Source organism: Collinsella aerofaciens (assembly GCF_015553355.1).
GTDB classification, from domain to species: Bacteria; Actinomycetota; Coriobacteriia; order Coriobacteriales; family Coriobacteriaceae; genus Collinsella; species Collinsella aerofaciens_V.
Window position 1 is genome coordinate 1 of sequence record NZ_JADNGN010000051.1, and the last position, 10671, is coordinate 10671.

10 protein-coding genes are annotated in these 10671 nt (G+C 57.8%); 6 read left to right on the top strand and 4 right to left on the bottom strand.

Going from position 1 to position 10671, the window contains the following annotated elements; genetic code table 11:
* Positions 1-95: 95 nt before the first annotated feature.
* Positions 96-563, bottom strand: a complete 468-nt coding sequence (locus I2D57_RS09405; protein WP_195362293.1) for a hypothetical protein — start codon at positions 561-563, stop codon at positions 96-98.
* Between the two features lie 277 nt (positions 564-840).
* On the opposite strand from I2D57_RS09405, the gene I2D57_RS09410 reads away from it, so the two are divergent.
* Positions 841-1272 carry an Hsp20/alpha crystallin family protein gene (locus I2D57_RS09410; RefSeq protein WP_195192729.1) on the top strand — a complete coding sequence of 144 codons (432 nt, stop codon included), beginning with the start codon at positions 841-843 and terminating at the stop codon, positions 1270-1272.
* A gap of 82 nt (positions 1273-1354) precedes the next feature.
* On the opposite strand, the gene I2D57_RS09415 is transcribed toward I2D57_RS09410, so the two are convergent.
* A complete protein-coding gene (locus I2D57_RS09415; RefSeq protein ID WP_195362294.1) occupies positions 1355-2164 on the bottom strand; it encodes an MBL fold metallo-hydrolase in 810 nt (269 codons plus the stop codon).
* 48 nt (positions 2165-2212) lie between these two features.
* Here I2D57_RS09415 and tilS point away from each other — a divergent pair, with 48 nt between their 5' ends.
* From tilS to I2D57_RS09440, 5 genes are all read left to right on the top strand, one after another.
* Positions 2213-3754 (top strand): tRNA lysidine(34) synthetase TilS, encoded by a 1542-nt coding sequence (gene tilS, locus I2D57_RS09420; RefSeq protein WP_195362295.1) that lies wholly within the window; start codon positions 2213-2215, stop codon positions 3752-3754.
* 147 nt (positions 3755-3901) lie between these two features.
* Positions 3902-4450, top strand: coding sequence for a hypoxanthine phosphoribosyltransferase (gene hpt, locus I2D57_RS09425; protein WP_117774133.1), 549 nt, complete (start codon positions 3902-3904; stop codon positions 4448-4450).
* Between the two features lies 1 nt (position 4451).
* The gene (gene ftsH / locus I2D57_RS09430; protein ID WP_195362296.1) at positions 4452-6584 is read left to right on the top strand and encodes an ATP-dependent zinc metalloprotease FtsH; all 2133 of its coding nucleotides are present in this window, start codon (positions 4452-4454) and stop codon (positions 6582-6584) included.
* Between the two features lie 184 nt (positions 6585-6768).
* Complete coding sequence (locus I2D57_RS09435) at positions 6769-7953, top strand: pyridoxal phosphate-dependent aminotransferase (protein ID WP_195362297.1); 1185 nt, start codon at positions 6769-6771, stop codon at positions 7951-7953.
* 165 nt (positions 7954-8118) lie between these two features.
* Positions 8119-8940 (top strand): phosphatase, encoded by an 822-nt coding sequence (locus I2D57_RS09440; RefSeq protein ID WP_195362298.1) that lies wholly within the window; start codon positions 8119-8121, stop codon positions 8938-8940.
* Between the two features lie 65 nt (positions 8941-9005).
* Here I2D57_RS09440 and rlmD read toward each other — a convergent pair whose 3' ends face one another.
* Together rlmD and I2D57_RS09950 are read right to left on the bottom strand one after the other, a co-directional pair.
* Positions 9006-10220: a 23S rRNA (uracil(1939)-C(5))-methyltransferase RlmD gene (gene rlmD / locus I2D57_RS09445; protein ID WP_324249226.1), complete on the bottom strand. Its 1215-nt coding sequence runs from the start codon at positions 10218-10220 to the stop codon at positions 9006-9008.
* A 246-nt stretch (positions 10221-10466) separates the two neighbouring features.
* A partial coding sequence (locus tag I2D57_RS09950) for a hypothetical protein (RefSeq protein WP_229055753.1) occupies positions 10467-10671 on the bottom strand: 205 nt, incomplete at its 5' end.

Below are 10671 nucleotides of genomic sequence, written 5' to 3' on the forward strand. Positions count from 1 at the left end.
GGAGGCCTCGCGGCCTCCCCCTTTTTTTGCGTTAACACTTCACAATGTAGTTGCATTTCACCTGTAACCCGATTGGGCTTATGGGTAATGAGCTTTTATTTAAAGACAATAAATCGAATCACAAGTGCAACTGCTATGACCACAATGATCAAAAGCAGGATTGTCAGTCGATGCTGCTTGCGTCGTTTACTTGACGAAACGAAGATTGATTTTCCCTGTTTTGGCGTTTCGAGATAACGAGCCGAATGCGTTAAGGTTTGCTTAGGTCGAGGACCTCTTTGCTGTCGAGTTTTGGGCGTTTTCGTCGGGTCGTCATTGATTGCGCTGTTTTTTGATAACGGTGCATCTTTTAGATATACGGGATCGCCCGATGCTACGCCCATATGCTTACGTCCCGTTTGGGCATCCTCGAGCGTTTGATAGCGATTTCTCGTCACATACTCGGGCTCTGCATCATTAATGGGCTCTTGCGAGATGTGGGGGCGATGGAACCGTGGCGGCTGCGTGGAAGTATCTCCCCCCTGCGTCGGCATAAACATATTGTTCTGGTTTTGGTCGTCCATGATGCCCTTTAGCTCGTTGCCAACAACGTGTACGCGCTCATTGTAAGCCCCTTGTTATTTGTAGCTGTGGACATACTCGTTATTTAAGCTCTGGTTCAAAGAACCTTAACCTTCCTAAAACCTGAGTCATACACACTTAGATATGCTTATAGTACTGGACTCAAAAAACTTTATAGTCGATGTATATATGAGCATCGGGTGGGCATATATAAGAGCGTCAAAAGAAGTCCCAGTCACCTAGAAGATGACTCGGCAGTCCTTTAAAGGAGTGGTAAACATGGCAAGCATGGTTCCTTATCGTTCGGTTTTTGGCGTTCGTCCCTCTGCAAGCTCGCTGTTCGATCTGTTTGATGATATGAGTGACCTAGCGAACGGCTCGATTGCCTCTAAGGCGTTCCCCGTTGACGTTGAGGATAAGGGCGATGGCTATGAGGTCAAGGCTTATCTTACCGGCGTCGCCAAGGACGATATCGATGTCGAGCTTAACGAGGGCCGTCTCTCCATTAGCGTGAATGTCGAGGAAGACGAGGAGAACGAGGGCAAGAACTTCCTGCAGAAGGAGTTCAGCTCGTACAGCGCGACGCGTGGTGTGTATCTCAAGGATGCTTCGAGCGAGGGTCTCTCGGCTAAGTACGCCGACGGCATCCTTACCGTTACGGTTCCCAAGATCGTCGAGAAGAAGAACGTTACGAAGATCTCCATCGACTAACTTCGTTGGTGTTCTGCGCTATTAAAAGACAGCAAAAGGGGCTGGGAAGCGATTCTCGGCCCCTTTTGCTGTCTGGGACAGTCTATTGAATGGTTGCTGGCCGATACTGGCTTGCGGGGCGTATCGAGAGATTTCGCGATCCTTGGAGAAGGGTTGCGGAGCTGCCGACCTCGTCATCCAGGGTTGCGGCTAGAGCTTTGGCATAGCTTTTGACGGTAAGGCTCGGACGATTGTTTTCTTGGCTGATATGCATGGCAATGAGCTGTTCGGTGCGATCGGTAACAAGTCCGCGCGCGGCTTCGGCGGCTTGGTCGTTGGAGAGGTGTCCCCTTGCAGACAGGATACGCTCCTGAAGAAAGCGGGGATATTCTCCCTCGCGCAGCATGGCCACATCGTGGTTGCTTTCGAGCGCGAGGACTCGACAATCTTTTAGGGTGTTCATGGCTTGGCTCGATAGCTCTCCGGTGTCGGTGGCAAAGCCGATGGAATCATCGAGAGCATTGAATCGATAGCCGACAGGATTGATGACATCGTGTGATGTTGAGTAGGTTTGCACGTGGATGCCGGCAATGGATAGGGTGTCACCGGGATCGAATTCCTCGACAGGCAGATGTGAAAGATTTTCTTTGTTCGAAAGTGTGCCCCTGCTGGCAAAGAGGGGGCCGTGCCAGTGCTTGCACCAGACATCGAGACCCTTGATGTGATCGCTATGCTCATGAGTAATGAGAAGAGCCGAGACGTTGTCTGCCGAGAGCCCCAGTTCTGCCATGCGCTTTAATGTCTCGCGGCGAGAAAGACCGTCGTCAATCATGATGAGCCCCCGGGGGCCTTCGATGAGCGCGCAGTTGCCTTTTGAGCCGCTGCCAAGGATATGAAGGTGCAGAGGAGACATAAGATTCCAAAGGATACAATGGGTGCGAACGAATAGAGGAGGAAGCAAATGCCAACGGTATCTCAGCATTATGGACACCATGCTGCATCGTGGGCTGATGATAAAGCTCTGGCAACGCGGCAGACGGCTGCCCCCGTGGTGCTCATGGTATCAGGTGGTGCGGACTCGACGGCTTTGCTCCTTATGGCGTGCACATCAAAGTTGGATATTCTGGATGGGCGTGGTGTAGCCCCCATCGCGCGCGAGCGACTGCACGTGCTGCATGTGAACCATCATCTGCGCGGCGAGGCATCCGATGGCGACGAGGCCTTTGTGCGTGGCCTATGCGCACAATATGGCTTGCCGCTGTGTGTTGAGCATGCCTATTTTGATGATGAATCGGGCAATATCGAGGCGGCTGCCCGCGAGGTGCGCTATGCCGCTGCACGGAGGTACGTCCGCGAGCTCTGCGCCCAGACGGGGGCACCGCGAACGGCGGCTCGTATCTGCACCGCGCACACGTCTTCGGATCGCGCGGAAACGTTTTTGATGAACGCGATTAAGGGTTCGGGGCCCGCTGGTCTATCGAGCATTCCTCGCCGGAGGAATATCGTGGTGCGTCCCTTGCTCGACCTGACTCATGATGAGCTCGTGGGCTATCTGCAGGTGCATGGTCAGCCGTGGCGAGAGGACGAGAGCAACGAGGACGTGTCGTACTTGCGTAACTACGTGCGCCATCGGGTGATGCCGGTGGTGGCGCAGCGCAACGCGAGCGTCTGTAAGACGATTGGCGCCGCCTGCGAGATCTTAGGCGATGAGGACGCCTTTCTTTCCCAGCTTTCCGCGCAGGCGTTTCGAAGCTGCCTGCGTAAGGAGGCGGCGGGTGCACTGGTCCTTGACGCTCGCCGACTGGCCGCGGCCGAGGTGGTGATTGCTCGACGCATGGTGCGACTGGCAATTAAGCGTATCGACCCCGACGCTCGCCCGGAGATGCGGCATGTGGAGCGCGTGCTCGCCTGTGTCGCCGAAGGCTCGGGTTCGGTCACGCTGCCGGCGGGAATCGATGCGCGCGTGGAGTTTGGCATGCTGTCATTCAAGGCCCCGGCGGCGCGCGAGGGGTTAGTTGCCGATTGGGTCACCATTCCCGGTCGATTGCCGCTGGGGGTGGGCCGCATCCTGGTGGCAGAGACGATGGCCGTCGAGCCGGGGTGCGATATTGTGCGCCGTGCCCGTGAACTCGCGGGTGCCGGAGGGGTGGCCGCTATGGTGGATGCCGCGACGCTGGGCTTTGCCGATCGCGATAGCGAACGGATGCTCGCCGGCTCGCGCGGGGAGATTCCCGCCGAGGCGCGTTTGGCGCGTCTGTGGGTAGACGGTCCCGTGCCGGGGGATGTGATGTGTCCGTTGGGCATGAGTGGGCGAAGTAAGAAGGTGTCCGACCTGCTCAACGAGGCTCGTATTCCCGTCTCTGAGCGCGCAGGCGTTCCTGTGGTGAGAACGGCTCCGGGAGGTGCCGTGGTATGGGTCGCAGGCGTTCGCACGGACGAGCGTTTTAAATGCACGGCCGCAACGCGCGTGGCGTATCTGCTTCGCGTAGTCGATGCGGAATAGCGTTCCACGTCAGCTATTCTGTGCGACGTTGACGGTATTCCCGCGCTGATGGCGTACGGGCTGGAAAATATACCCCGTGCGCTGCTAGAATGTGAAGTTCGCGTCCATACGGCGGTGTGTGGGCGATAAGCACAAGAAAGGGTTGTCATGGCTTCTCAACATCCGGATATCGAGAAGGTTCTGTTTACGCAGGAGGATATCGACGGTATCGTCTCTCGCCTAGGCGAGCAGATTACTCGCGACTACGCGGGTAAGGATCTGGTGCTGATTGCGGTCCTGCGCGGCGCCGTGGTCTTTATGGGCGACCTGATGCGCAAGATCGAGCTGCCGACCAACATCGATTTCATGGCTGTTTCGAGCTATGGCGACGGTGTGAAGTCCTCGGGTATCGTGCGTATCATTAAGGACCTGGATATCGACATCCGCGGTCGCGACGTGCTGATCGTCGAGGACATTCTGGACTCGGGCCTGACGCTCAAGTATCTGATGAAGAACCTCGAGAGCCGCAAGCCCGCTTCTCTGGAGGTCGCCGCCTTCCTGTGGAAGGACGTTGAGGACCGTACCTCGGCCATCACGCCCAAGTATGTTGGAACCCATTGCCCCGATGCCTTTGTGGTGGGCTACGGCCTCGACTATGCCGAGCGCTATCGTAACCTTCCGTATCTGGGCATTTTGAAACCGGAGGTTTATTCGTAAGATGCCCGACGACCGTAACGATAACAATTCCCAGACTCCCCGGGAGCCTAAGATCCCGGGGGTGCCCGGAGGCAAGAAGCCCACGCGTACGGGCTGGCTGTATTTTATTTTGGCTTGCGCGCTCCTGGGCTACGCCTTCTTTAACATGGGCTCCGGCTTTGCCAATTCCAGCAATACCGTTAAGCTCGCGACGAGCGAGATGGTGAGTGCCATCAAGCAGGATCGCGTCGAAGATCTGACCTATACGGTTCAAGACGGAAGCGTGACGGGTCATTACTGGAAGACGAAGAAGGACAAGGGCGATACGAGCGAGCTCAAGAGCTTCTCTTCGACCTATGTCGGCTCCGATTCGCTTGCCGAGCTCATGGCGGAGCACCCCGACACTAAGTACATCGTCAACACCAATGACCCCGATTTTTGGGGCGACTTGGCGATGAGCGTGCTTCCGACGATTGCCCTGATCGCCATCATGTTCTACTTTATGCGCCAGATGATGGGCGCCAACAACAGGAACATGCAGTTTGGCAAGACCAACGCCAAGACCAACGAGGCCACGCGCCCCAAGGTCAAGTTCGAGGACGTTGCCGGCGTGGACGAGGCAGTCGAGGAGCTCGAGGAGATCCGTGACTTTTTGAGCGATCCCGATCGCTATCGCAAGCTGGGTGCCAAGATCCCGCGTGGCGTGTTGCTGGTGGGCCCTCCGGGCACCGGTAAAACGTTGCTGGCCAAGGCCGTTGCCGGCGAGGCGGGCGTGCCGTTCTTTAGCATCTCGGGTTCCGACTTTGTCGAGATGTTCGTAGGTGTCGGCGCCAGCCGTGTGCGTGACCTCTTTAAGGAGGCCAAGTCCCAGGCCCCGTCGATCATCTTCATCGATGAGATCGATGCCGTGGGACGTCAGCGCGGAGCCGGCTTGGGCGGCGGCCACGACGAGCGCGAGCAGACGCTCAACCAGCTGCTGGTCGAGATGGACGGTTTTGAGGAGAGCGAGTCGGTCATCCTGATCGCTGCGACCAACCGTCCTGACATCCTGGATCCGGCGCTGCTGCGTCCCGGCCGTTTTGACCGTCAGGTTACGGTCGACCGTCCGGATGTGAAGGGTCGCGAGCAGATCTTGCGCGTGCATGCCGAGAACAAGCCGATGGACGAGGACGTTAAGTTTGAGAAGCTCGCCCAGATGACCGTTGGCTTCACTGGTGCCGATCTGGCAAATCTGCTCAACGAGTCTGCGCTGCTGGCCGCTCGCCGTCATCGTTCCGTGATCTCGATGGACGAGGTCGAGGAATCGATGGAGCGCGTGATTGCCGGACCGCAGCGCAAGGGTCGTGTGATGACCGAGGCCGAGCGCACCACGATTGCCTACCACGAGAGCGGTCACGCCCTGGTGGGCCACATCCTGGAGCACTCCGATCCGGTCCACAAGATCTCGATCGTCAGCCGCGGTCAGGCTCTGGGCTACACGCTGCAGCTTCCGCAGGAGGACCACTTCCTCAAGACCAAGAACGAGATGCTCGACGAGCTCGCCGTGTTCTTGGGCGGTCGCGTTGCCGAGGAGCTCATGTGCGATGACATTACGTCGGGCGCGAGCAACGATCTGGAGCGTGCGACCAAGATGGCGCGCGAGATGGTTACGCGCCTGGGCATGAGCGAGGAGCTTGGAACGCAGGTGTTTGGTGAGGCGCAGCATCAGGTATTCCTGGGCCGCGACTACGCCGATCACCAGGATTACTCCGAGGAGACGGCGCGCCGCATCGATATCGAGGTCCAGCGCATTATGCGCGAGGCCCATCGTCGTGCGGTCGAGATTTTGGATGCCCGTCGCGACCAGCTCGATTTGATGGCCAAGGTGTTGCTTGAGCGCGAGACCGTCGAAGGCGACGCCGTGAATGCCCTGCTCGACAACGAGTGGGACGCCTACCTTGAGCGCGAGGGCGATATCCTGGCGGCCAAGGAGGAGCGCAATGCCAAGGCGGCCGGCATGCCGACCAAGAAGCGTGCGCCTCGTATGAGCGAGGAGGAGCTGGCGGCCGATGCCGCGGCATTTGCGCAGGCGGCCATGCGGGAGGATGCCGAAGCCGATGATGCCGGCGATGACTGTGCCGTCAATGCCGGTGCCGACACCGACGCCGACAAATAGCCTTTGTGGCGAAAGCCTCTGCGGGGAAACCTGCGGAGGCTTTTTCTTTTTGTTGATTGGGGATGTTGATTGGGGACAGACTTAAATGAGCGTTTTCACGCATTTAAGTCTGTCCCCAATCAACATTGCTGCGGCACTTTGCTCGGCTAAAGCGTACAATAGCGCCTATGCGAAAGGGGAACAGATGATCAACGAAACTATGTATGCTCGCGGTGCGGAAAGCTCCATCATTCGCGAGATCTTTAGCTATGGTCTTGAGCGCAAGGCACAGATCGGTGCGGAGAACGTATTCGATTTTTCGCTGGGCAACCCGAGTGTTCCGGCGCCCGCTGCCGTGGCTGAGTCGATTAAGAAGGCCCTGGAGCTGCCGAGCGACCAGCTGCACGGCTACACGCCCGCACCGGGCCTGCCGCAATGTCGTGCCGCTGTGGCCGAATCGCTCAACCGCCGCTTTGGAACGAACTATGAGGGTAAGGACGTCTTTATGACGGTGGGTGCCGCGGCTTCGCTCACCTGCACGCTCAACGCCGTTACGAACCCGGGCGACGAGGTTATTGTTATCGCCCCGTACTTTCCGGAGTATCGCGTTTGGATTGAGAAGGTCGGCTGTACGTGTGTTGAGGCGCTCGCCGATGAAGATACGTTCCAGCTGAGCGTGGACAACGTGCTCAAGGCGATTACCGATAAGACGACTGCCGTCATCATCGACTCGCCCAACAATCCGACTGGTGCCGTATATACACGCAACACGCTGACGCGACTGGCCAATGTTCTGCGCGAGGCCAACGCTCAGCGCGATCCCGAGAATCCGATCATGCTCATCTCGGATGAGCCGTACCGCGAGATCGTGTACGGTGCCGAGGTGCCTTGGGTGCCCTCGATCTACGAGAACACCGTGGTGTGCTACTCGTATTCTAAGTCGCTGTCGCTGCCTGGTGAGCGCGTGGGCTGGATCTTGGTTCCCAACACCAATCCGCAGGCAGATCGTCTAATGCCCGCCGTTGCCGGTGCCGCCCGTACGCTGGGCTTCGTGTGCGCGCCGGCGCTCTTTCAGCGCGTAATTATCGACTGCATCGATGAGCCGAGTGACGTTGAGGCCTATGCACGCAACCGCACCGCGCTTACCGACGCACTAGCGGAGTATGGCTACACCTATGTTGAGCCGGATGGCGCGTTCTACCTATGGGTGAAAGCGTTGGAGCCCGATGCGAATGCGTTTTGCGAGCGCGCAAAGAAGTATGAGTTGCTTGCGGTTCCCTCGGACAGCTTTGGTATGCCGGGCTGGTTCCGCTTGGGCTACTGCGTGAGTTACGAGACGATTATCAATTCGCTACCCGCTTGGAAACAGTTGGCGGACGAGTATCGTTAAAAGTAAAGCGCTCTGCCTACAATGTTTTACGTGAAACGGGGTTTGGTGTTAAGCCGGACCCCGTTGTCATGGACGTTGTGTCTTTGGGATGGAGTGGTTTTACGACTATCGAAGGCTATGCGTACAATGAATATAAGCGACGGCCGTGCCAGATAAGGAGACCTGATGCCCTACCTGCTTTCTTGTGACATTCATACCCATACGATGTTCTCTGCTCATGCATATTCGACCATTGAGGAGAATGTGTACTGGGCGGCAGAGCGTGGTCTGCAGGTACTCGGATCTGCCGACCATTTGAGCTCTATGGTTACGCCTTGCCCCAATGACCTGCGCAGTTTCCAGTTCTTTATTAACCAGGATATCTGGCCGCGCATTTGGAGCGGCGTGCTGGTACTTCGCGGCGCCGAGGCCGATATCGTTTCGCTGGACGGAAGCCTGTTTGGCGAGGACACTCCTGTCACGCTCGATATTGCCGGCGATTCGTACAGCCGTCAGCATTCACTGTTCGATTTGGTTACGCGTAATTTGGATTATTTGGTTGCAAGCGTGCATAATCCGCAGATTGCTGAGGGCGCGACGCTGGCCCAGACGACCGAGATGTATATCAATGCCCTGGAGCACCCCAAGGTGTTCATGCTGGGCCACACAGGGCGTTCGGGCGTGCCGTTCGATATCGACGAGGTACTGTTGACAGCTAAGGCCAAGCACAAGATTATCGAGATCAACAACCATAGTCTTGAACACGGTGTCGACACTGAGCATTGGGCCGTATGCCGCAAGATCGCCGAGCGCTGCGCCGAGCTGGGCGTGGGCATTGGCGTGTCGACCGATGCCCACATTGGCATGGCCATTGGCAAGCTCGATCACGCGCGCAAGATGCTCGACGAGATTCACTTCCCGCTGGATTTGATCGTGACGCGCGACCGCGAGACGCTGCTGCGCGAGATGGCGGCAGCCGGCGTGTGCGATCTGCGCAATGGGATGTAGCGGAGTTTATAAACCAAGCGAAGGGGGCGGCCCAGGCGGGTCGCCCCCTTTCTTGTGCCGGTGGATTAGCGGCGTTCGAGGACCGCTACGGTTTCGGTGTGGTCGGTGTGAGGGAACATGTCGACGGGCGTGATCTTGAGCAGGCGATAGCCTCCGTCGAGAAGCTGATGCAGGTCGCGCTCTTGAGTCACGGGGTTGCAGCTGATATAGGTGATGCGGCGCGGTTTAAGTGCGCAGGCAGCTTCGAGGAACTCGGGCGTGGAGCCGGCGCGCGGCGGGTCGATGGAAAGAATGTCGACGCGTTCGTTGTTGTCGGCGGCATCGAGGATATAGTCGGTCGCATCGTCGGCCATAAACCAGGCGCTGCGGGTGAGGCCGTTGAGCTCGGCATTGCGGCGTGCGTCGGCAACGCCCGCCGGGTTGCGCTCCACGCCGAGCAGCATAATGCCGACGCCTCTGTCCTGGGCATCCTTCGCGGCGCACAGACCGATAGTTCCGCTACCGCAATAGGCATCCATGAGTACGTCGCCCTGCTGCAGGTCCATGCCGTCAATCGCGAGCTGATAGAGCAGCTCGGTCTGCTGCGGGTTGGTCTGGTAGAACGCGGTGGGGGAGATATCGAACTCGCAGCCGAGCAGCTGGTCGCGCATGCACTCGGCGCCATATACAATGCGGGTTTCCTCGCCGAGGATGGCGTTGCCGGGACGTCCGTTGATGTTTTGGGCGACGGTGACGATGTGCGGATTGAGTGCGGCGACAGCCTCAAAGAACTCCTGCGCATGCGGCAAGTCGCGCTGAGCGGTCACGAGCGTGACCATGACCTGGTCGGTACGCCAACCGCAGCGGATGACGGCATAGCGAAGTAAACCAAGATGCTTGTCCTCATTAAAGGCGGGAATATGCAGGCGCTCAGCTTCGCGTGCGATGCCGTTGAGAATCTGACGGGTGCCCGGTGCCTCGACGGGGCATTCGGGTACGGCAACGATCTTGTGCGTGCCGCGCTCAAAGAAACCGCAACGGACGGCGCCCTCCTTACCGGGAGCAAAGGGAGTGGCAGCCTTGTGACGAAAGCCACGCGGCGCAGGATATTTGCCCGGGTCGCCCAGGGTGACACCCATGCCACGAATAGGATCTACAGCAATGCCCTCACGCTCACAAAGCGAAGCAAAAAGCTCCTCCATAGCAGCCTGCTTGGCGGCGAGCTGCTTCTTATAAGGACGATTGAGCGCCGCGCACCCACCGCAAGCTTTCATGATGGAACAAGGAGACTTGGGGTCCACAGCCTTACGCGCAGACGAAACCGGATCTTTACGCGGACGCTTGGAGCGAGTCTGAGACGCTTTGTCTCCGCCTCGACGAGAGTCAGAACGCTTGGTCTTAGCCCTGCTCTTGGTCGATTTGCTTTTTGCAGCTTTAGAAGACTTGGATTTCGTAGAAGATTTCTCCTCCTTCGACCCCTCAACCGCCTCCACCAAAGCACGACGAGCCCTACGCTCCGCACGAGATTCTGCCATCAATAACTCCACTTATTCATGAATTAAAGCTGCAAGTATTGTACCGTGCCAAGCCAGCAGACGATATACAAGCGGTTTATTCGTGTCAGTGATAAGCCCAACGACGGTTGCCCGCCGCGTGAGGGGTGTGGGGGTTAAGTTTATCGCGAGTTCCGCACGAACAGGAGGCCACTTAATGTGGCCTCCGTCGTGAGCAGGACTGTAGAGCAGGAAACTT

Coding starts and splice junctions, on each gene's coding strand:
- hpt (WP_117774133.1), top strand. CDS start 3,902: ATGGCTTCTCAACATCCGGATATCGAGAAGGTTCTGTTTACGCAGGAG.
- ftsH (WP_195362296.1), top strand. CDS start 4,452: ATGCCCGACGACCGTAACGATAACAATTCCCAGACTCCCCGGGAGCCT.
- I2D57_RS09415 (WP_195362294.1), bottom strand. CDS start 2,164: ATGTCTCCTCTGCACCTTCATATCCTTGGCAGCGGCTCAAAAGGCAAC.
- tilS (WP_195362295.1), top strand. CDS start 2,213: ATGCCAACGGTATCTCAGCATTATGGACACCATGCTGCATCGTGGGCT.
- I2D57_RS09435 (WP_195362297.1), top strand. CDS start 6,769: ATGATCAACGAAACTATGTATGCTCGCGGTGCGGAAAGCTCCATCATT.
- I2D57_RS09440 (WP_195362298.1), top strand. CDS start 8,119: ATGCCCTACCTGCTTTCTTGTGACATTCATACCCATACGATGTTCTCT.
- I2D57_RS09410 (WP_195192729.1), top strand. CDS start 841: ATGGCAAGCATGGTTCCTTATCGTTCGGTTTTTGGCGTTCGTCCCTCT.
- I2D57_RS09405 (WP_195362293.1), bottom strand. CDS start 563: ATGGACGACCAAAACCAGAACAATATGTTTATGCCGACGCAGGGGGGA.